We start from the raw sequence: 21,447 nt of genomic DNA on the forward strand, positions 1-21,447 counted from the left end.
ATTAAAAGCCATCTGCATATTTTTGTAGATGGCTTTTTTATTATCTTTAATTTTAAATCGAAGTCATGAAAGAATCAGACAAAAAACAATGGAATTGGAAAATGATCTTAGTGTTCATTGTGGTTTTTGTGGTTGTAAGTGAAATTTTATCAGATTGGGAGCATTTTAAAGAGGGCTTATTTTCAGCTTTTTTAAAATGATAAATAACGTCATTCTGAACTTGTTTCAGAATCTCTTATTGCTTAGGAAGATAACAATAAAGACCCTGAAATAAATTCAAGGTGACGAAAACCACATATGACAAAAACTGGATATTTGTAAAATAAAACCCCCGCTTCAAAATTTGAAGCGGGGGTTTTATAATAAATATGGCAATGCCACCTACATCATTCCGGGCATACCTCCACCCATTCCACCTGGCATTCCGCCACCGGCGTTTTCTTCCTTAATATCTACCAAAGCACATTCGGTAGTTAAGATCATTCCGGCAACAGAAGCAGCATTTTCCAATGCGATCCTTGTTACTTTCTTAGGGTCTATTATACCTGCTTTTAGCATATCTACATACGTATCGGTTTTGGCATCGTAACCAAAATCTTTTTTGCCTTCCAATACTTTGTTGATCACTACGGCACCTTCGCCACCAGCATTTTCAACAATGGTACGCAAAGGAGATTCTATCGCTTTGTTCACGATTTGAATCCCGGTCATCTGGTCTGCATTTTCACCTTTTAAGCTCTCAAGAGTTTTTTTGGCCCTTACCAAAGCAACACCACCACCGGCAACAATTCCTTCTTCAATAGCCGCACGGGTTGCATTTAAGGCATCGTCTACACGGTCTTTTTTCTCTTTCATTTCCACTTCAGATGCGGCACCTACATAAAGTACAGCAACTCCACCAGCTAATTTAGCTAAGCGTTCTTGAAGCTTTTCCTTGTCGTAATCTGAAGTAGTGGATTCTATTTGAGCTTTAATTTGTTGAACACGCTCTTTAATAACTTTATTATCTCCAGCTCCATTTACTAAGGTTGTATTGTCTTTATCTATAGCAACTTTTTCAGCAGTTCCTAACATATCAATAGTAGCATTTTCTAAAGAGAAACCTCTTTCTTCAGAAATCACAGTACCACCAGTTAAAATTGCGATGTCTTCCAACATTGCTTTTCTTCTATCCCCAAATCCTGGAGCCTTCACTGCTGCGATCTTTAAAGATCCACGAAGTTTATTCACTACTAAAGTAGCAAGTGCTTCTCCATCTACATCTTCAGCGATGATCAATAATGGTTTTCCAGATTGAGCAACCGGTTCCAAGATAGGAAGTAGGTCTTTCATGGACGAGATTTTTTTGTCATATAATAAGATATATGGATCTTCAAGATCTGAAGTCATTTTCTCACTATTGGTAACAAAATATGGAGAAAGGTATCCTCTATCGAATTGCATTCCTTCCACAACATCTACATGAGTATCTGTTCCTTTAGCTTCTTCTACAGTGATCACACCATCTTTTCCAACTTTTTGGAAAGCTTGAGCGATCAATTCACCAATATGGTCGTCGTTATTCGCAGAGATGGATGCTACTTGTTTTATTTTTTCTGAAGAGTTTCCAACTTCTTTTGCTTGTTTCGTAAGATCTTCAGTAATGGCCTCGACAGCTTTGTCTATTCCTCTTTTAAGATCCATTGGGTTTGCACCTGCAGCAACGTTCTTAAGGCCTTCAGCTACGATAGCTTGTGCAAGAACTGTGGCAGTAGTTGTACCGTCACCGGCAAGATCATTGGTTTTAGAAGCAACTTCTTTGACCATTTGAGCTCCCATATTCTCTAAAGCATCCTCTAATTCTATTTCTTTAGCAACACTTACACCATCTTTGGTAACCATAGGTACTCCAAATGATTTACCAATAATCACATTACGACCTTTTGGTCCCAAAGTAACTTTTACGGCATTTGCCAAAGCATCTACTCCGCGCTTTATTCCGTCGCGGGCTTCAAGGTTAAATTTAATATCTTTTGCCATTCTTTTTAGTTTTTGAAAATTTTACTTCTTGCCTATCTTTGTTGGGCATAAAAGCGAAATTCTATTTTAGTTAATAAATTTTAGGTTCTTAATTCAAAATGCAGGTTGCATTTTAAAGGTGTAAGGGTTTACACAATTGCAAGAATATCATCTTCTCTCATGATAAGATAATCTTTCCCTTCCAATTTTAATTCGGTGCCAGAGTATTTACCATAAAGTACTTCATCACCAACCTTAACGGTCATGTCATGTTTTTTGGTCCCTTTTCCAACTGCAACTACTTTGCCTTTTTGCGGTTTTTCTTTTGCGGTTTCAGGAATATAAATACCAGATGCTGTTTGAGTCTCGGCAGCAGCAGGCTCAATAAGTACTCTGTCTGAAAGAGGTTTAATTTTTAAAGCCATTATGTAATGTGTTTTAGTTAATTAATTTATTTGTACAGAGCCTAAATGACCAAAATTATGCCACGCCTGTTATACTGACATTATGAAACAAAAAATGCCAGCTTATGACAAGCTGGCATTGTATATTGTATGATTGGGAAGGCTTATTCCTGCTCTGGTTCTTGTTCTGTTTGAACTGGAGTTTGTGTAGCTTCTGGAACTGTATTTTCTATAGTACCATCATTATCGATTACCCTGGATTCAGAGATTCCATCTCCGCCCATTACAGTAATGTTAGACAATAGTATTAAGGCTAACATTAAAGTTGCAAGGGTCCACGTACTTTTATCCAAAAAGTCCCCAGTTTTCTTTACTCCTCCAATTTGTTGGCCTCCGCCACCTCCAAATGAAGATGAAAGTCCGCCGCCTTTAGGATTTTGTACCATAATTACTACTACCAGCAAAAATGCTACAACGATTATCAATGCTAAAAAAATTGTGAATGTGCTCATTCTTTTCCTGTATTATTTTCTTGTAATTTCTTAATTGCCCGAATTTGGTCTGCAAAGAAACCACTTTTTTCGGGATTTTTCAAACTTAAAATCTTGAAAGCTTGAATTGCTTTTTTATAGTTTTTTTGTTCCAAATAAACCCTTGCTAAAGTTTCCGTCATTAAAGCTTCGGGAGGTACGGTCCTATCCAGTGCTATATTGGAATTGGTAGCAGGTTTGTTAGGTTTTATCTTGGGACTTTTCGAGATGAAATTATCGATAAGCTGAGATTTCCTGGATTTTAATGAAGACTTTGTTTTTTGTTTGGGAGTATCTCTTTCTATAGGAGTTGCTCTGGTTAAACTCAGCCACTCCGAAAAAGAATGTGATTCTTGAGAATTGAATTCCAAAGGTTTTCCAATACTGATTGGAGCCTCTTCAGCAACATTTTCTGTTTGAGCCCCAAGAGAGGGCTGATCTTGTGGTTTTTCAAATAAAAAAGGATCCATCACTTGGTCCGATTCTATTTGCTTCATTTTTATAGCTTCGTTTATCGCAAGACTTTTAGTTCCAAAAACTTCTTCAGGTTCAAAAACCGTAATACTTCTTAAGTTTTCTTCTTGATTCTTAATTTGCAATGCAACCTTGTCCTGAATAAAATTTGCAGAAGTAATAAAGTCGAATAAAACACTTCTATCTAAAGTATGTGCTGCTGTTCTTTTTAACTCAGAGTTATAACGTGGACTATCCATGGAATGTAATCCTTTTAGATACGTCGCTCTTGCTGCCTGAAAAAACGGAAATCTCTCTAGAATAATTTCCAATTCGGCTATTTCTGAATTTTTTACAGAAGCAGAATTTTCAAACAAGGAAGTTAATTCTTTAGGATCCATTACCAATTTGTAAGCGTTGCATTAAAAATATCCTGAGTTATTCTTGTATAAACCTCATCTAACGCAGTGTCCAAAGTGGGACCAGTAAGCAATGCGTTTGCTGGATAATCATAATAAAAAGAAAATCGTCTTTCTATATCTTTTTCAGGTTCCAAAGTGTTGTAATATCTTAGGTTTACCGTAATTGTTAGCCTGTTTTGAGCAGCGGTATTTTGTGCGGTTGCCGTAATAGGTGCCTCATAAAAATCTATTATTTCTCCCTCATAAATAAGATCCCCGCCCTCATTTGTTAGGCTTAGGTTGGTTTGCCCTTGAATAAGATCTTGAAGCTGTAAGGTAAATGTTCTATCTATCCCCGGTATCACTCTATCTGCGGTATTTTGAAAATAATTCACCTGAAATGTTTTAGCGGCTCCGGTATCTGCCCCTGTAAACGAATATAAGCCACAGGATGCCAAACTTATCAAAAGGACACAGGAGATTAAAAAAAGCAGTTTCTTATAAAACATAAAATTAAGGGTTCAAGGTTCAAGGTTCAAGGTTCAAAGTTCAAAGTTCAAAAGTTCAAAGTTCAAAGTTCAGGATTCAAGATTTATAATTTACGGTTCAAAATTCCAGATTCAAAATTCAAAATAATTTTATTAACTACTAACTACTAACTACTAACTACTAACTACTAACTCCTCACAACTACTTCACAGATCATATTGTTTAATTTTTCTATAAAGTGTCCGTTCGCTAATACCTAATTCTTCAGCAGCACTTTTTCTTTTTCCGCTGTGCCTTTCCAAAGACTTTTTAATAAGTTCCAATTCTTTGTCTTGTAAAGAAAGGGTTTCTTCCTCTTCTATTTCTTCGGCAAAGTAATACTTATCTTCTTTTTCTTGTGGAGAATTTTGTGGGATCTGTAAAATGCTTCGTTCTTCCTCGTCCAGATCTTCCATATCTTGTTCATCGTCATTCTCACCGTATATCTTTTGGATCAACCCCTCATGTTCATCTTTTGCATCCTTGAGATTCCCGCTTTCCATCAATTTCATGGTGAGTTTCTTTAGATCGTTCAAATCGCTTTTCATGTCAAAAAGCACCTTGTACAAGATCTCCCGTTCGTTGCTAAAATCGCTTTCTTTCTTTTTTTCTGAAATAACCGCCGGTAAATTACTGCCTATATTGGGCAAATAACTTTTTAGTTTAGAGGCAGTGATATTTCTTTCCTGTTCCAGGACCGAAATTTGTTCAGCCACATTTCGCAACTGACGAATATTTCCACCCCATTGATATTTCTGGATAAGTTCTACTGCATCATCTTCTAACCGAATGGTAGGCATCTTATATTTAATAGCGAAATCTGCAGCGAATTTCCTGAACAACAAATGGATGTCATCTTTTCTGTCCCTTAAAGGCGGAAGGTTAATTTCTACCGTACTTAATCTATAATATAGATCTTCCCTGAATTTTTCTTTTTTGATAGCATCGAACATATTTAGGTTTGTAGCTGCTACAATTCTAACATTTGTTTTTTGAACTTTTGAAGATCCCACTTTTATAAACTCGCCATTTTCCAACACTCGAAGTAATCGTACCTGAGTGGTTAACGGAAGTTCTCCTACTTCATCTAAAAAAATAGTTCCTCCATCGGCAACTTCAAAATAACCGTTACGGGTTTGGGTAGCACCGGTAAAAGCCCCTTTTTCGTGCCCGAATAATTCGCTATCTATGGTGCCCTCTGGAATTGCTCCACAGTTTACCGCGATATATTTCCCGTGTTTTCTGTGAGATAAGGAATGGATTATTTTAGGAATGCTTTCTTTTCCAACTCCGCTTTCTCCTGTAACCAACACAGAAATATCCGTGGGAGCTACTTGGATTGCTTTTTCTACTGCGCGATTGAGTACATGATCGTTCCCTATGATCTCAAATCGCTGTTTTATTGCTTGAACTGATTCCATATATTTCTTGACTATTGCTTTTGGCTTCCGCCAGGATACAATTTTATGTTTTCTAATTTATTTTTCCGAACTCTTAATTATGAATACTGTATCCAACAGGTTTTCCAATTAAAGTCCCACTTGTGCAGTCGGTGATCTCAACATTTACAAAATCCCCGATCTTATAATCTTCCTTGTCAAATACAGCTACGGCATTATAGGTGGTTCTACCACTCCATTGCTGGTCCGATTTTTTTGACTCCCTTTCTATAAGTACTTCTACTGTTTTGCCAACATACCCTTGTGTTCTAAGAAGGGAATGTTCTCGCTGAAGTTTTACAATTTCAGCAAGTCTTCTCTGTTTTACATATTCTGGAACATCATCTTCAAATTTCTTGGCCCCTAAGGTTCCAGGCCTTTCAGAATAAGAATACATATAACCAAAATCGTATTTTACATGCTCCATTAAAGTTAAAGTATCTTGATGATCTTTTTCGGTCTCCCCGCAAAACCCTGCAATCATATCCTGAGAAATGGCACAATCTGGGATTCTATTTCTGATGTTATCTATAAGCGTAAAATATTCTTCCCTTGTATGCAACCTGTTCATTCTTTCCAATACCGCATTGCTTCCGCTTTGTACCGGTAAGTGAACATGTTTGCAGATATTTGGATATTTCACCATCATATCTATCACATCCATCGTCATGTCCTGAGGATTGGAAGTGGAAAAACGAATGCGTAATTTGGGATGTGCTTCAGCAACAATTTTTAAGAGGCTTGCAAAATTGGTTGCAGTTGCTTTTTCAATTTCAGAAGCATTCTTAAAATCTTTTTTTAGTCCGCCGCCATACCATAAGTAACTATCCACATTTTGTCCTAAAAGAGTGATTTCCTTAAAACCTTTACTGGCCAGATCATTCACTTCTTCCAAAATACTTTGCGGGTCCCGACTTCTCTCGCGTCCTCTCGTAAAAGGCACTACACAAAAAGTACACATATTATCGCAACCCCTGGTTATAGAAACCAAGGCAGAAACTCCATTGCTTTGTAAACGTACAGGAGAAATATCTCCATAGGTTTCATCTTTGGAAAGAATAACATTCACTGCATTTCTTCCCTCTTCTACTTCACTTATTAGATTTGGAAGATCTTTATAAGCATCTGGTCCCACTACAAGATCCACGATCTTTTCCTCTTCTAAAAACTTGCTTTTTAAACGCTCGGCCATACAACCTAGAACCCCAACTTTCATTTTAGGGTTTATTCTTTTTACGGCATTGTATTTTTGTAAGCGCTTTCGAACGGTTTGTTCGGCTTTATCCCTAATAGAGCAGGTATTTACCAAAACCAAATCTGCATCTTCAAGATTTTGTGTAGTATTAAAACCCTCTTTTTGCAGGATGGAAGCAACAATTTCGCTATCGCTAAAATTCATTGCACAGCCATAGCTCTCAATGAATAACTTCCGCTTGTTTTCGGCTTTCGGCTCTATAATAAGGGTGTTTCCCTGTAATTTTTCATCTATGATCTTCTCCATATGTCAATCGTGTCCATTGGGTAATTTAGCTTGCAAAGATAGCTTTTACAGCGATTATGACAAAGTGACAGATATTTTTTTTATCTTTATTTTAATATGCCTAAACATTGAAACCATAAAGTTTGATTAGTATGAAAAATTTCACACTTCCCGTATTAGCTCTGTTTACAATGATTTTTGTCTCTTGTGAAGAAGATGAAATCCTGATGGAAGAATATAATGTTGCTATTCCCATTATACAATCAAAGGCCGATTTTAGAGCTTCAATTTCCATAGATGATCCAAAAAAAATTGAGCAATCTGGTAAAATTTATGTTTATGAAGATTACATTTTTGTAAACGATAATGGAAAAGGGGTGCATATTCTTGATAATTCTAATTTTTCTCCTGTTAAATTAAAATTTTTGAACATTCCAGGAAACACAGATATTGCTATTAAGGGTGACCTTTTATATGCCAATTCCAAAATGGATCTGGTTATATTTGATATTAGCGATCTTAATAATATTAAACTGAAGGACCGAGTTGAAGAAGTTTTTGAGGATGAACTTTTACGACCTACAGAAAATGTGCAGGAGTATGATTTCTCAAATTATAATAGCAATGAAGATATTGTTATTGGATACACCATTGAAACCAGAGAAAGGGAGGTGCCAACAGATGTTTATAATGGGCAACCCCAACCAAATTTTTCTGAATTTGATGGTTCTGGTACTGGGGGTTCTATGGCGAGATTTAACATATCAGATAATTTTTTATATGTGGTAGGAGAATATAATTTATCTGTTTTTGATATTAGTAATCCTACATCTCCAACCATTACAAGCCAAGAACAGGTTGGCTGGCAAATTGAGACCATCTTTAACAAAGAAGGATATTTATACTTGGGCAGCGCCACAGGATTGTATATTTATAATATCGAAAATCCGGGCACACCTGTGTATGCCTCCGAAATACAACATATTTATGGTTGCGACCCAGTTGTGGTCCAAGATGATTTAGCGTATGTAACTATTCGTGGCGGAAATATTTGTGGACAGGAATTCAGCCAGCTGGAAATAATTGATGTTTCAGATAAAAAGAACCCTCAAAGCCTTCAGATTTATGAAATGGAAAGTCCATATGGGCTTGGGGTTAAGGATAATCGCCTATTTGTTTGTGATGGGGAATTTGGGCTAAAGATCTACGACACCTCGAAGTCTCCCGAATTGGATATGATAGATCATTTTGAGGAATTTACCGCTTATGATGTTATTCCGATGGAAAATGTTTTGATCATGATTGGAAACAACGTCCTTAGCCAATATAGTTATAAAGGAGGAGCAATAACTTTAATAAATACTTTCAGCCTGGAATAATTTATATATTCGCTTCTGCAGCTTGCCTCTGGATTCCCGTTTAACCTTCCTAGGAATTCGAAACTGATTTTTGCTCTCGATTGCTAGGCTCGGTCGAGGAAGTAAAGGGAAATACAATGTATTGTACTGATGCTCTATTTTTTTATCCGGTTTATTTTAATCCCTCATTGAGGGTTTAGTTCCCCGAGGCTTGTCTCGAATTTTTAAAAGTATTTTCCAGTTCATACCTCGTGGGCTTGCCCTGTGGTTCTTGATTTAATGTAGGTTGCGCACTTTGAAAAGTCCACAATTTTGTGACACCCTCAAAAAGCCATTATAAACCTTCAATTGAATCAATTGTGAAAATCAAACAGCCACAATTTTATTCGATTTTATTATAAGGTGTAAGCCATATTTAAAAATTGCCCTACTTTTGCAGCTACAAAAAAGACAAACATGGCAAAGAATTTAGTGATTGTAGAGTCTCCGGCCAAAGCCAAAACCATCGAAAAATTTTTAGGAAAGGATTATACTGTAATGTCCAGTTTTGGACATATTGCAGATTTACCTACCAAAGAATTGGGAGTGGATACGGAAGGGGATTTTAAACCTAAATATATAGTATCCAAGGATAAGAAGGATGTAGTAAGTAAACTAAAGAAGCAGGCAAAAAATGCTGAAATGGTTTGGTTGGCAAGTGATGAGGACCGGGAGGGAGAAGCGATCGCATGGCATTTGGCAGAGGAACTTAAACTAGATAAAGATAGGACTAAAAGAATAGTGTTTCATGAGATCACCAAAACGGCGATCTTAAAAGCAATCGAAAATCCCCGTGATATTAATTACGACCTAGTAAATGCTCAGCAAGCAAGAAGGGTATTGGATAGATTGGTGGGCTACGAACTTTCTCCAGTTTTGTGGAGAAAAGTGAAAGGAGGCCTTTCGGCAGGAAGGGTGCAATCTGTATCTGTGCGTCTTATAGTGGAAAGAGAGCGTGAGATACAAGATTTTACCGCAGAAGCTTCCTATAGGGTAGATGCTGAATTTACAAATGAAGAAGGAAAGACCCTTAAAGCTAAATTGCCCCGTAATTTCGATACAAAAGAAGAGGCAGAAAAGTTCTTGTTAGAGAATCAGCAAGCCAATTTCAAAGTAGCAGATCTTTCAACCAAGCCGGCCAAAAAATCTCCTGCACCACCATTTACAACATCTACACTTCAGCAGGAAGCATCAAGAAAGTTGTATTTTTCGGTAAGCAAGACCATGACCATGGCGCAACGTTTATACGAAGCAGGGCATATTACTTATATGAGGACAGATAGCGTGAATTTATCTGATGATGCAAGAAAAGGAGCTAAAGATGAAATTCTTAAGGCTTATGGAGAGAAATTTTCGAAGACCAGACAATTTAAGGGGAAATCTAAAGGAGCACAAGAAGCTCACGAAGCTATTAGGCCAACCCTTTTTGAGAATCATACGGTAAATGCAGACCGCGATCAAGAGCGTTTGTATGAACTAATTTGGAAAAGAGCGATTGCTTCCCAAATGAGTGATGCGCAATTGGAGCGCACCAACGTAAAGATTGAAGCAGATAAGCACGATAAGCATTTCACTGCCAATGGGGAAGTGTTGAAATTTGAAGGTTTCTTAAAAGTGTATTTAGAGGGAAGTGATGATGAAGAGGAAGAGCAAGAAGGAATGCTTCCGGCTTTGCGAGTGAACGAAAAATTGAACAACAATTATATTACCGCTACAGAACGATTTACAAGGCCTCCTTATAGATATACCGAAGCTTCTTTGGTTAAGAAATTGGAGGAATTGGGGATTGGTAGACCATCTACGTACGCCCCAACGATTTCTACCATTCAGAACCGTAATTATGTGGAAAAAGGCTCTGTAGATGGGGTTGAACGAAAATATGCACAATTAATCCTTAAAAATAATAAGTTTACCGAGAAAGAACTAACCGAAAACATTGGAAGCGATAAAGGTAAGTTAGTTCCTACTGCCGTAGGGCAGGTGGTAAATGACTTTTTGGTGATGCATTTCGCCAATATCTTGGATTACAACTTTACGGCAAAAGTAGAACAGAGTTTTGATGATATTGCTGAAGGAAATGAGGAATGGACTAAAATGTTGAAAGACTTTTATTCTGAATTTCATCCGCAGGTATTGGATGTCGCAGAAAATGCAGATAGGGAAGTAGGAGAACGAATCTTAGGGGAAGACCCTGAATCAGGAAAGCCTGTGAGTGTACGTTTAGGGAAATTTGGACCGATGGTGCAAATTGGATCTGTAGAAGATGATGAAAAACCAAGGTTTGCAGGACTAACCCCAGATCAAACTTTGGATTCCATTACCTATGAAGAAGCGATGGATCTATTTAAGCTTCCGAAGGAAATAGGAGAATGGGAAGGAGAACCGGTTGAGGTGAACAATGGAAGATTTGGGCCTTATGTGAAATATGGCAAAAAATTCGTTTCCCTAGATAAAGGGGAAGATCCAATGAGGGTAGATATGGAACGTGCGCTGGAACTTATAGCAGCAAAGGAAAAAGCAGATGCTCCTATATATGTATACAATGAACTTCCGGTACAAAAAGGGGTTGGAAGATTTGGGCCATTTTTAAAGTGGAACAATATGTTCATCAACGTGAATAAAAAATACGATTTCGATAATTTAACCAATGCCAATATCGAGGAACTTATTGAGGACAAAATTCAGAAGGAAATAGACAAGGTGCTTCATAATTGGGAAGACGAAGGGATTCGCGTAGAAAAGGCACGGTGGGGACGTTCCAATATAATCAAGGGAAAAACCAAGATCGAATTGCCAAAAACGGTAGACGCAACTAAATTAACATTGGTTGAGGTGCAGGAAATAATAGGAAAGAATACGAAGAAAAAGCCTGCGAAAAAGAAAGCTGCTGCCAAGAAAAAGGCTCCAGCAAAAAAAACTGTCGCTAAAAAGAAACCAGCTCCAAAAAAGAAGTAATCGATGGATTTTGAATTTTTAAGGCCTATAGATCAGCAATTATTTGAAGAAATTGTTTCGCCGGAATCGCATAATCTTGGAAGCCAGTTGTTGGTCCATACGCAAGCATCAGGAATCCCCGATCTCGAAAATGTACAAATAGCCCTAGTATCTGTAAATGAAAATAGGTTGGCAGATGGTCATGAAGATGAATTTCTCAATTTTAATAAAATAAGAAGGTCTTTTTACAGTCTTTTCCCAGGGAACTGGCATTTGAATATTGCAGATCTGGGTTCCATGGAAAAAGGAGAGACGGTGGAAGACACCTATTTTGCATTACAATCTTTACTAAAGGAATTGCTCAGGAATAAAATTATTCCGGTGATCTTGGGCGGAAGCCAGGATCTAATTTACGCACAATACAGGGCATACGATTTTGTGGAACAAATGGTGAACCTTGTGAATATAGATTCGAGATTTGACCTCGGGGATGCAGAAAAACCGATAAGCAATAAATCGTATATTGGAAAGATAGTGGTAAACAAGCCATATAATTTATTCAACTATTCCAATGTGGGCTACCAAACCTATTACAATTCCCAGCAGGAAATAGGATTAATGGAGCGATTGTTTTTTGATGCGTTTAGATTGGGCGAGGTTTCAAATAACATAAAGATTGTCGAACCCGTAATGAGGGATGCAAATTTGGTGGGTATAGATCTTAACGCTGTAAATGCTTCCGCTATCAATAGTTCCCAAAACAAGGCTCCAAATGGTTTTGATGGGAAGGAAATTTGTGCCTTGTCACGCTATGCGGGGATAAGTGATAAGGTTTCTTCATTTGGGATTTATGAGTATGCTTCCAATTATTCTGAAACCGGCAATATGTTGATTGCCCAGATGATCTGGTATTTTATAGAAGGGGTAAATTATAGGTCCAACGAAAATACGTTATCGGCAAAAAAAGAATTCACCAAATATCAAGTGCCCATAGAAGAAGAGGTCTTAGTGTTTTTTAAAAGCCCCAGAACCGGAAGGTGGTGGATAGAAATACCTTTTATTTCGAATTCCAATACTAAATTGAAAAGGCATACGTTATTACCTTGCAGCCACGAGGATTATTTAGAGGCTTGTAACCAAGTTATTCCGGAGAGATGGTATAAAACCAAAAGGAAGAACGAAGTTTAAAACTGTAAGCATATTCATATAATACTGTATTTTTGCTAAAAGTATTGTTTTTTAAAATTTATTTGGATAGGTTTACTCCCTAAATCAAATATGTCATAACCAGAGAGATATTATGAAGAAATTATTTTCGCTTATTGCTGTAATTACAATGCTTGCGAGCTGTAACAGTGGTGATCGTGGGCAACTTGTAGGTGCGCAGGGAAAGAAATGGAATCCGGAGAAACCCTATGGGATGACTTTGATTCCTGGAGGTGCATTCATTATGGGGAAGGCAGATGATGATATTGCCGATGCGAAAAATGCGCCCACCAAAACGGTTACGGTACGTTCCTTTTATATGGATGAAACAGAGATCACAAATTCTGAATACAGAATGTTTACCAACTGGGTGCGTGATTCTATAGTTAGAATGCGCCTTGCTATCGAAGCAGATTTTGAAGGGGCAACAGCGGGTGATGAGGGAATTGGTGAATTTGCATTTCTTGATTCCAATGAAGAAGATATGACTGTCTATGAGAAATACATGTACGATAACTACACGCAATTCTCTGAAGATTATCAAGGAAGAAAATTAAATAAAGATATCGATATCATTTGGGATACCAGGGATTTTCCAGATGAAGCCTATGCCCGCGTGATGGATTCCATGTATATTCCTTTGGAAGAATCTTATAACGGTCAAAGAACCATAGATGTTAAAAAGTTGAAATTCAAGTACCGTTGGATGGATATCCAAAAAGCGGCAAGAGCAAAGACACAAAAGAGAAGTGATTTTATAGTTACAGAAGAAGTTCTTGTGTATCCGGACACAGCCGTTTGGATCAAGGATTTTAATTACTCTTATAATGAACCGATGCACAACGATTATTATTGGCATACTGCTTTCGACGATTATCCTGTTGTAGGGGTTAGCTGGAAACAGGCCAAAGCCTTTACCCAATGGAGAACATTGTACCATAATGCTTTCAGGAAATCTAAAGGAGATCATGATGTGCCCTTCTATAGGTTGCCTACAGAAGCAGAATGGGAATATGCTGCAAGAGGTGGTTTGCAGTCTGCAACCTATCCTTGGGGTGGCCCGTACGCCAAGAATGACCGAGGTTGTTTTATGGCAAACTTTAAACCGCTAAGGGGAGATTATGCAGCAGATCAAGCGTTGTATACTGTAGAAGCTAAATCTTACGAACCAAACGATTATAATTTATACAACATGGCAGGGAACGTAGCAGAATGGGTGAATTCTTCTTACGATCCTGCTGCATACGAATATATGTCTTCTATGAACCCTACTGTAAACGATGAAAATGATTTACGTAAGGTAGTGAGAGGTGGCTCATGGAAAGATGTTGCTTATTTCCTACAAGTAAGCACGAGGGATTATGAATACTCAGATACAGCAAGAAGTTATATTGGTTTTAGAACAGTTCAAGATTACCTAGGAACAGATGTTACTTTAAACCAATCCCCAAAAAATTAAATTAGTTAACAAGAACCCCAAGTAATAATAACCCACAAGAAACAATCAATTAATATTATGGCAAATTCAAGAAATGTTAAGAAAATAACAAACATGGTGTACGGGTTAGGTGCATCGGTTGTAATTTTAGGAGCTTTATTTAAAATCATGCACTGGCCTTTTGGTAATGAATTTTTAATTGCTGGATTAGTAACAGAAGCCTTGGTTTTTGCTTATTCGGCTTTTGAACCTGTAGATGACGATCTTGATTGGTCCTTGGTGTATCCAGAATTAAATGGAGGTCCTGCCTCTGCAAGACATAATGCCTTAATTGAGGAAGAAAAAGAAACGGAAGCATCTCTATCCAAGAAATTGGATGTGATGTTGAAGGAAGCTAAGATAGATGCCAATTTAATGGAGAGTCTTGGAACAAGCATCCGTAATTTCGAAGGGGCCGCAAAAGGAATTGCACCTACAGTAGACTCCATGGTTTCTCAGAGAAAATATTCTGAGGAATTAAGTATGGCTGCTGCCCAAATGGAAACATTGAACAATTTATATAAAGTTCAGGTTGAATCTTCAGCAAGACAAGCAGAGATCAATGAAGAAGTAGCTGAAAATGCTGGAAAATTGAAAGATCAAATGAGTTCTTTAGCCGCTAATTTATCTAACTTAAATGGAGTTTACGGTGGTATGTTAACCGCTATGAATGTGAATGGAAGAGGGGTTTAATTAGTTGTAACGACTATAGGATTTATTAAAAAACTAAACTAATTATACATGGCGTCTGGAAAACAATCACCAAGACAAAAGATGATTAACCTAATGTACCTGGTTTTCATTGCAATGTTGGCTTTAAATATGTCCAAAGAGGTACTAACCGCTTTTGGATTAATGAATGAAAAATTAACCGAATCCAATGCAACTACTGCTCAACGAAATAATGCTTTTTTAGCAGGATTAGATGAGAAAGTAACCGAGCAGCCTGCAAAGTATGCTCCTTTAAAAGAGAAGGCAGATAAAATACATGTGCTGTCTGAAAATTTCAACTCCTATCTGGAAACCTTAAAATCGGATATATTGGCCGATGTGAAGGATAAAAAGGAATATGAGGAAATGGACAAGTCCAATAAATTGGATGAGTTGTTCTTTCAAAGTGGAAGAATTAGCCCAAAGGGGCAAGAGTTCCTGGATCAAATGAGCACTTACAAGAATGGGGTAATTAGCACAATTGGTGATGAAAAGGGTTTTGATAAAATTATTCAGAATGTAAAAGATGAGTTCTCTACAACATCTGTTAAAGTAGATGGCACAAATGTGGAATGGTTAAAATACCGTTACGAAGGTTTTCCTTTGGTAGCTTCCGTAACCCAGCTTACACAAACTCAAGCAGATATAAAATCCACAGAAAGTGAAATTCTTTCGGCAATGTTATCCGGACAATTACAAAGTGAAGTTTCACTTACCAATTACGAAGCCATTGTAGTACCATCTAAAACCGCTTTTTTTAGTGGAGAGAATTTTAAAGGAAAAGTGGTTTTAGGAAGAGTGGACAACACACTTAAATTTGACAATGTTATTGTTAACGGGAAGCAAGTTGAAAGTTCTCAGGCAGGTCAGGTAGTATTGGACTTTCCTGCTGGTAATGTAGGAGAGCAAGAGATCAAGGGGGAAATTCAATTTAAAGAAGGAGACTCTGTAGTTAAAATTCCAATTACCAGTTCTTACGCGGTAATTCCCAAACCAAATTCTGCGGTAATATCTGCAGATAAAATGAATGTAGTATATCGTGGAGTTCAAAACCCAATGACCATCTCCATTCCTGGTGTAGGAAATGTAAGTGCTAATGCTCCTGGTCTTAGATCGGCTGGTGGTGCTGGAAAGTATGTGATGGATGTAACAAACCTACAAGCTAGAGAAGTAACCATTAGTGTAAGTGGGAAATTACCAGGCGGCGAAACAGTTTCAGATAGAAAGAGTTTTAGGGTTAAAGATATTCCAAGACCTGTTGGAACCATTCGTGGGGAAGATGGTGCTGTAAAAATGCAACGTAACAGTTTAGAAATCTCTGAAGTTGGTGCTATTTTGCCGGATTTCGATTTCGAATTAGGTTTACGTGTTACAGGATTCAGTTTTAAAGTGTCTGGACAGCCTACCATTAAAGTGAATGGAGGTAGATTGGATTCTTCTTCCAAAGCAGCTTTAAGACGTGCAGGAAGAGGGGAAACAGTTCAAATATTCGATATTGAAGCTCAATTAGCTACCAACAGTGGCTATAAACTTAAAAAAGTATCTCCCGTATTTGTGGAGTTAACAAACTAATAAATTCATTACAATGAAGTGGAATCAGATTTTGATTGGTGTTTTTGGATTGCTTGTTACCGGATCGGTAATGGGACAGGCAAATATGCTTAATGCTACCTCTCCAGACCAAATTGGAAAGTTATCTGAGGCGGAGAAGTTGGTGAAAAAAGAAAGTAAGCCATTGCCTTATGGCTTTGTAGACGATAGGGATGTTTTATGGTCCAAAAATACCTGGGAAATCATCGATTTGGACGAACGAGTGAATTTTCCTATGTACTATCCTATAGATACCAATAACATTGGATCTAATAGAAGATCTCTTTATGATGTTCTTCTCACAGGGATCAAATCTGGGAAAATCAAGAATATCTATGCCGATTCCTACTTTAATGAGAAAAGGACTTTAAACGATATTAGTGCTGCCATCTCTAAAATTGATACTACGGACCTTGGGGTTGAACAGTACAATGCAGGAGAAGAAATAGATCAGCAGTTTATTGATAGAAGGGATATTACTTCAGCAGACATTGCGGAGTATCATATTCGCGGAATGTGGTATTTCGACAAGCGTATGGCAGAATTGAAGTACAGGATCCTAGGAATTGCTCCAGTGGCTCCCGATGTGAATTTTATAGATGATGAAATTCCAGATTTAGTGGAGCTGTTTTGGGTTTGGTTCCCAGATGCAAGGGAAGTGTTATTTGAAAACAACGCTTTTAATGGAAGCAACACAGCACAATCCATAACTTTCGATCATTTGCTGAATGCCAGAAGATTCCATGGGGTGATCTATAAAGAAGACAATGTTCAGGGGGATCGTGAGGTCGATGAATATATTGCCGAAAACGCATTTATGCAACTCTTGGAATCTGAAAGGATCAAAGAGCGTATTCGAAATTTCGAACAAGATATGTGGAACTATTAAAGTTTCATGAATAAATAGAATACTCGCTCCGGAAATTCCGGAGCGTTTTTTAATCCCTCATCGAGGGTTTAATTCCCCGAGGCTTGCCTCGAATTTCTAAAAATAGTTTCCAATGCATACCTCGTGGGCTTCCCCTGAGGTTCTTGATTTATAAACTATGTTGGATTATATTATTATAGGTTCCGGTTTAAGCGGGATTGCAGTGGCAGAGAATTTACTTTCCAGGGGTAAAAAGATCCTGGTATTCGATGACGACTCCCAAGCTTCTTCAACAGTTGCGGGGGGTATCTATAATCCGATAATCTTAAAGCGGTTTACCTTGGCTTGGAATGCCAATGAACAATTGGATACCGCTCTAAATTTTTATTCAAATTTAGAGAAGAAACTAGGTGTAAGCTTAGTGCATCCTTTGCCAATCTACAGGAAATTTCATTCTATAGAAGAACAGAACAATTGGTTTTCTGCGATGGATAAACCTTTCCTAAGCAGGTTTTTAGATGAAAAATTAGTGTCATCAATAAATCCATATATCCCATCATCGTATTCTTTTGGCCATGTTAAAGAAACAGGTGTGGTACATACAGAACTCTTGATTGAAAAATATCGGGCTTATTTAACTGAAATAAACTCATTTCAGGAGCAGACCTTGGATTACAACCAATTCAAGGCGAATGAAAATTTCTGTGAGTATAAAACATGGAAAGCTGAAAAAGTGATTTTTTGCGATGGCTTCGGTTTAAAAAAGAACCCCTATTTTAATTACTTACCATTAAATGGAAATAAAGGGGAATATTTAATTATTAAAGCCAAAGACTTGAAATTAGAGGTCGCGGTTAAATCTTCAATATTCATTATCCCTTTAGGTGAAGATCTTTACAAGGTTGGTGCTACTTACAATAATTGGGATAGCACAAAGGAACCAACCCAAGAGGGAAAAGACTATTTGGTGGAAAAATTAAATGGGTTTTTGAAATGTGATTTCGAGGTGGTGGGTCAAGTCGCTGGAATTCGTCCAGCTTCCAAGGATAGAAAGCCATTGATAGGAAAGCATCCTAAATATGCCAATTTGTATTGTTGTAATGGCTTCGGAAGTCGAGGAATATTAATAGCACCTACGGTTGCTGCTGAATTGATTGACTGTATAGAAGATTCCGTGGCTCTTTCCGAAGAAATAGACATAAATAGATATGCTAAACGATATCAAGCGGCTTCTTTATAACTTAAAAACATGTTTATCCAGATGTTTCTGGAAAGTCGAAGTATTATTGGCATTAAAACAATCAAAGTCAAGGTAATTGCAAAAAAGGTGGTCATTAGTCCGCCCCCAATAAAAACATAAGCGATTATAAAAGCGCCAACAGATACTGCAACTCCCAAAGCATAGCTCACATACATAGCTCCAAAGAAAAAAGAAGGTTCCATTTTATATTTAGTTTGGCAATAAGAACATCTCTCATACATATCAAAAATGCGCGTAATTTTATATGGATTGGATTCTTTGTACATGCTTTCTTTTTGACAAACAGGGCAAGTACCTTTGAAAATACTGTATAATTTGGTGCCTTGCAAGAATTTCATTTCCATTTTTTTAGCAATGCAAAAATAGTCATCTTTGCAAAAATATTAGAACAATAAAATGCTTAACATTCATAATTTATCGATATCATTTGGCGGGGAGTACTTGTTCGATGAAATTACCTTCAGGTTGGGGGCGGGAGACCGCGTGGGGCTTATAGGTAAGAACGGGGCCGGAAAATCGACGATGCTCAAAATTCTATCTGGCGAACAAGAACCGGACACCGGACAAATTGCCAAGGACAAAGAGCTTAAAATTGGGTTTTTAAAGCAGGATATAGATTTTATTCAGGGAAGAACGGTTATTGAAGAGGCGCAACAGGCGTTTGTGGAGATCAAAGCTATAGAGAAGAAAATAGATTATTTAAATGATCAATTGGCTACAAGGACAGATTATGAAAGCGATAAATATATGGATCTCATTCATGATTTAACCGAAATCACCCATCAATACGAAATTATTGGCGGATACAATTATCAAGGTGAAACCGAAAAAGTGCTTATTGGGCTTGGTTTCGAGCGTGATAAATTCGATAAACTCACCGATACTTTTTCTGGGGGATGGAGAATGAGAATAGAACTTGCAAAACTTTTGCTCCAGAGCAACGATATTCTATTGTTGGATGAGCCTACCAATCACTTGGATATAGAATCTATAATTTGGCTAGAATCATTTTTAACCAATTATCCGGGCTGTGTGATCATTGTATCTCACGATAAGATGTTCTTGGACAATGTAACCAATAGGACTATCGAGATCTCCTTAGGAAAGATTTACGATTATAAAAAGCCATATTCAAAATACTTGGTTTTACGTCAGGAATTAAGGGAGCAACAACTAGCTTCTCAAAAAAATCAGGCAAAGCAGATTGAGCAAACAGAGAAACTTATCGAGAAATTTCGTGCCAAAGCATCCAAGGCATCCATGGCGCAGTCTTTAATAAAAAAACTGGATAAGGTAGATAGAATTGAAGTAGATGAAGATGACAATGCGGTTATGAACTTGCGTTTTCCAGTTTCCATACAACCTGGTAAAATTGTTATTGAAACGGAGGGGATCGGGAAAGCCTATGATAAGGCCCAGATATTAGAAGAAATAGACCTGCTAATAGAACGAGGTAGTAAAATCGCCTTTGTAGGGCAGAACGGACAAGGTAAGACCACATTGGCTAAAGTAATAGTTGGCGAAATTGGACATACTGGAAAGTTGAAACTTGGGCATAACGTGCAGTTGGGATATTTTGCCCAGAATCAGGCCGACGAATTGGATGGCGAAAAGACGGTGCTGGATACCATGATAGATGCCGCTACAGAGTCTACTAGAAGTAAGGTTAGGGATATGTTGGGTTCATTCTTGTTTAGAGGGGACGAGGTTAGCAAGAAAGTGAAGGTGCTTTCTGGAGGTGAAAGAAATAGATTGGCGTTATGTAAGCTATTGCTGCAGCCTTTCAATGTGCTTATTATGGATGAGCCCACCAATCACTTGGATATCAAATCCAAAAACGTACTAAAAGAAGCGTTAAATAGCTTTGAAGGAACACTTATAATTGTTTCTCACGATAGGGATTTTCTTCAGAGCTTAACCCATTCTGTGTACGAGTTCAAGGATAAAAAGATCAGGGAATATTTGGGCGATATAGATTTTTATCTGGACCAGCGCAATGCTGAAAATATGCGTGCGATCGAAAAAAAGGATAAAGTTCAAAAAGAAGTTTCCAATAATTCGAATTCCAAACAATCCTATAACGATCAAAAAAAGTTTAAATCCCTTCAGAATAAATTAAGCAATACCGAAGCAAAAATCAATAAGCTGGAGAAAGAAGTGAAATCCAAAGACCTTGAAATGGCCACAGATTATAATAAAGCTATTGCAAAACCCCATTTTTTAGAAACTTACAAGAAGAAGAAAAAGGAAATAGAGACTTTGATGAAATCATGGGAACAGCTTCAAGAGGAGCTAGAGCTAATTTCTTAAGTTTTTAAGGTTGATTGCCCGTATTTATGGCAGTGGTTTAGGAATTTAAATGATTCTCCGCATACTGCCACGAATTCACGAATAATTTCCCCAGATGTTTTAAAACCAATAATTCGTGTATTTCTGACCAAGAATCCTATTTATTATCTTTGCTGCCCCACAAAAATTTCAGAAATCTGCGAGAGGAAATGATTAGAAGTAGCCAACATGTTTTAGAGCATGCTTTGGATACTATTGTGGCAAGAACTCAACAGTTACTTAAATTTCATGTGGTTTATCAGTTGGCTATGGTCAAGTCTTTGTTCTTTTCTCTAGCATCGAAGTGATCTTTACTCTTTAATCAAACACTAATGATTTATAGCTTGGAATCCTAAAACCCTTGAAAAAATATATAGTCAAAGGAAATGGAATGAATTTAAAAAACATCTCAACTACGCTCTATGTAACTACAAAAACATTT

The 21,447-nt window shown here is 37.4% G+C and carries 18 protein-coding genes; 10 read left to right on the forward strand and 8 right to left on the reverse strand.

The window, feature by feature from the left end; genetic code table 11:
• The first annotated feature begins 65 nt into the window (after nt 1-65).
• Nucleotides 66-200, forward strand: coding sequence for a hypothetical protein (locus tag JM83_RS19455; protein WP_261376426.1), 135 nt, complete (start codon nt 66-68; stop codon nt 198-200).
• 181 nt (nt 201-381) lie between these two features.
• On the opposite strand, the gene groL is transcribed toward JM83_RS19455, so the two are convergent.
• From groL to miaB, 7 genes are all read right to left on the reverse strand, one after another.
• Nucleotides 382-2,019: a chaperonin GroEL gene (groL, locus tag JM83_RS09885; protein ID WP_144961703.1), complete on the reverse strand. Its 1,638-nt coding sequence runs from the start codon at nt 2,017-2,019 to the stop codon at nt 382-384.
• A gap of 128 nt (nt 2,020-2,147) precedes the next feature.
• Nucleotides 2,148-2,423, reverse strand: a complete 276-nt coding sequence (gene groES / locus JM83_RS09890) for a co-chaperone GroES (protein ID WP_010228022.1) — start codon at nt 2,421-2,423, stop codon at nt 2,148-2,150.
• A 143-nt stretch (nt 2,424-2,566) separates the two neighbouring features.
• Nucleotides 2,567-2,914 carry a preprotein translocase subunit SecG gene (secG, locus tag JM83_RS09895; protein ID WP_144961705.1) on the reverse strand — a complete coding sequence of 116 codons (348 nt, stop codon included), beginning with the start codon at nt 2,912-2,914 and terminating at the stop codon, nt 2,567-2,569.
• Nucleotides 2,911-3,786: a hypothetical protein gene (locus JM83_RS09900; RefSeq protein WP_144961707.1), complete on the reverse strand. Its 876-nt coding sequence runs from the start codon at nt 3,784-3,786 to the stop codon at nt 2,911-2,913. Before JM83_RS09900 ends, secG begins: the two co-directional genes overlap by 4 nt.
• Nucleotides 3,786-4,295 carry an LptE family protein gene (locus tag JM83_RS09905; RefSeq protein WP_144961709.1) on the reverse strand — a complete coding sequence of 170 codons (510 nt, stop codon included), beginning with the start codon at nt 4,293-4,295 and terminating at the stop codon, nt 3,786-3,788. The genes JM83_RS09900 and JM83_RS09905 overlap by 1 nt, the downstream gene beginning before the upstream one ends.
• Nucleotides 4,296-4,481: 186 nt before the next feature.
• Nucleotides 4,482-5,735, reverse strand: coding sequence for a sigma 54-interacting transcriptional regulator (locus tag JM83_RS09910; RefSeq protein ID WP_144961711.1), 1,254 nt, complete (start codon nt 5,733-5,735; stop codon nt 4,482-4,484).
• A gap of 73 nt (nt 5,736-5,808) precedes the next feature.
• The gene (miaB, locus tag JM83_RS09915; RefSeq protein WP_144961713.1) at nt 5,809-7,254 is read right to left on the reverse strand and encodes a tRNA (N6-isopentenyl adenosine(37)-C2)-methylthiotransferase MiaB; all 1,446 of its coding nucleotides are present in this window, start codon (nt 7,252-7,254) and stop codon (nt 5,809-5,811) included.
• A gap of 131 nt (nt 7,255-7,385) precedes the next feature.
• Here miaB and JM83_RS09920 point away from each other — a divergent pair, with 131 nt between their 5' ends.
• The 8 genes from JM83_RS09920 (at nt 7,386) to JM83_RS09955 (ending at nt 18,656) form a co-directional block, all read left to right on the forward strand.
• Nucleotides 7,386-8,612, forward strand: a complete 1,227-nt coding sequence (locus tag JM83_RS09920; protein WP_144961716.1) for an LVIVD repeat-containing protein — start codon at nt 7,386-7,388, stop codon at nt 8,610-8,612.
• A gap of 435 nt (nt 8,613-9,047) precedes the next feature.
• Complete coding sequence (gene topA, locus JM83_RS09925) at nt 9,048-11,585, forward strand: type I DNA topoisomerase (protein ID WP_144961717.1); 2,538 nt, start codon at nt 9,048-9,050, stop codon at nt 11,583-11,585.
• A gap of 3 nt (nt 11,586-11,588) precedes the next feature.
• The gene (locus JM83_RS09930; RefSeq protein WP_144961718.1) at nt 11,589-12,752 is read left to right on the forward strand and encodes a formimidoylglutamase; all 1,164 of its coding nucleotides are present in this window, start codon (nt 11,589-11,591) and stop codon (nt 12,750-12,752) included.
• A 112-nt stretch (nt 12,753-12,864) separates the two neighbouring features.
• A complete protein-coding gene (gene gldK, locus JM83_RS09935; RefSeq protein ID WP_144961719.1) occupies nt 12,865-14,229 on the forward strand; it encodes a gliding motility lipoprotein GldK in 1,365 nt (454 codons plus the stop codon).
• A gap of 57 nt (nt 14,230-14,286) precedes the next feature.
• Entirely contained in the window at nt 14,287-14,940 is a 654-nt protein-coding gene (gene gldL / locus JM83_RS09940) for a gliding motility protein GldL (protein WP_144961720.1), read from the forward strand.
• 48 nt (nt 14,941-14,988) lie between these two features.
• On the forward strand, nt 14,989-16,530 hold the full coding sequence (gene gldM / locus JM83_RS09945; protein WP_144961721.1) for a gliding motility protein GldM: 1,542 nt from the start codon (nt 14,989-14,991) through the stop codon (nt 16,528-16,530).
• Nucleotides 16,531-16,543: 13 nt separating this feature from the next.
• The gene (gldN, locus tag JM83_RS09950; protein ID WP_144961722.1) at nt 16,544-17,437 is read left to right on the forward strand and encodes a gliding motility protein GldN; all 894 of its coding nucleotides are present in this window, start codon (nt 16,544-16,546) and stop codon (nt 17,435-17,437) included.
• Between the two features lie 157 nt (nt 17,438-17,594).
• Entirely contained in the window at nt 17,595-18,656 is a 1,062-nt protein-coding gene (locus JM83_RS09955) for an NAD(P)/FAD-dependent oxidoreductase (protein WP_144961723.1), read from the forward strand.
• On the opposite strand, the gene JM83_RS09960 is transcribed toward JM83_RS09955, so the two are convergent.
• Entirely contained in the window at nt 18,638-19,015 is a 378-nt protein-coding gene (locus tag JM83_RS09960; RefSeq protein ID WP_144961724.1) for a DUF983 domain-containing protein, read from the reverse strand. The two genes, JM83_RS09955 and JM83_RS09960, sit on opposite strands and share 19 nt — an antisense overlap.
• Nucleotides 19,016-19,073: 58 nt before the next feature.
• On the opposite strand from JM83_RS09960, the gene JM83_RS09965 reads away from it, so the two are divergent.
• The gene (locus JM83_RS09965; protein ID WP_144961725.1) at nt 19,074-20,987 is read left to right on the forward strand and encodes an ABC-F family ATP-binding cassette domain-containing protein; all 1,914 of its coding nucleotides are present in this window, start codon (nt 19,074-19,076) and stop codon (nt 20,985-20,987) included.
• Nucleotides 20,988-21,447: the final 460 nt, after the last annotated feature.

This window comes from Gillisia sp. Hel_I_86, assembly GCF_007827275.1.
In the GTDB taxonomy this organism is placed as follows: domain Bacteria; phylum Bacteroidota; class Bacteroidia; order Flavobacteriales; family Flavobacteriaceae; genus Gillisia.

Bases quoted from the DNA above. Each gene is read 5' to 3' on its own strand.
- JM83_RS19455 (WP_261376426.1), top strand. From the start codon at position 66: ATGAAAGAATCAGACAAAAAACAATGGAATTGGAAAATGATCTTAGTG.
- groL (WP_144961703.1), bottom strand. From the start codon at position 2,019: ATGGCAAAAGATATTAAATTTAACCTTGAAGCCCGCGACGGAATAAAG.
- groES (WP_010228022.1), bottom strand. From the start codon at position 2,423: ATGGCTTTAAAAATTAAACCTCTTTCAGACAGAGTACTTATTGAGCCT.
- secG (WP_144961705.1), bottom strand. From the start codon at position 2,914: ATGAGCACATTCACAATTTTTTTAGCATTGATAATCGTTGTAGCATTT.
- JM83_RS09900 (WP_144961707.1), bottom strand. From the start codon at position 3,786: ATGGATCCTAAAGAATTAACTTCCTTGTTTGAAAATTCTGCTTCTGTA.
- JM83_RS09905 (WP_144961709.1), bottom strand. From the start codon at position 4,295: ATGTTTTATAAGAAACTGCTTTTTTTAATCTCCTGTGTCCTTTTGATA.
- JM83_RS09910 (WP_144961711.1), bottom strand. From the start codon at position 5,735: ATGGAATCAGTTCAAGCAATAAAACAGCGATTTGAGATCATAGGGAAC.
- miaB (WP_144961713.1), bottom strand. From the start codon at position 7,254: ATGGAGAAGATCATAGATGAAAAATTACAGGGAAACACCCTTATTATA.
- JM83_RS09920 (WP_144961716.1), top strand. From the start codon at position 7,386: ATGAAAAATTTCACACTTCCCGTATTAGCTCTGTTTACAATGATTTTT.
- topA (WP_144961717.1), top strand. From the start codon at position 9,048: ATGGCAAAGAATTTAGTGATTGTAGAGTCTCCGGCCAAAGCCAAAACC.
- JM83_RS09930 (WP_144961718.1), top strand. From the start codon at position 11,589: ATGGATTTTGAATTTTTAAGGCCTATAGATCAGCAATTATTTGAAGAA.
- gldK (WP_144961719.1), top strand. From the start codon at position 12,865: ATGAAGAAATTATTTTCGCTTATTGCTGTAATTACAATGCTTGCGAGC.
- gldL (WP_144961720.1), top strand. From the start codon at position 14,287: ATGGCAAATTCAAGAAATGTTAAGAAAATAACAAACATGGTGTACGGG.
- gldM (WP_144961721.1), top strand. From the start codon at position 14,989: ATGGCGTCTGGAAAACAATCACCAAGACAAAAGATGATTAACCTAATG.
- gldN (WP_144961722.1), top strand. From the start codon at position 16,544: ATGAAGTGGAATCAGATTTTGATTGGTGTTTTTGGATTGCTTGTTACC.
- JM83_RS09955 (WP_144961723.1), top strand. From the start codon at position 17,595: ATGTTGGATTATATTATTATAGGTTCCGGTTTAAGCGGGATTGCAGTG.
- JM83_RS09960 (WP_144961724.1), bottom strand. From the start codon at position 19,015: ATGAAATTCTTGCAAGGCACCAAATTATACAGTATTTTCAAAGGTACT.
- JM83_RS09965 (WP_144961725.1), top strand. From the start codon at position 19,074: ATGCTTAACATTCATAATTTATCGATATCATTTGGCGGGGAGTACTTG.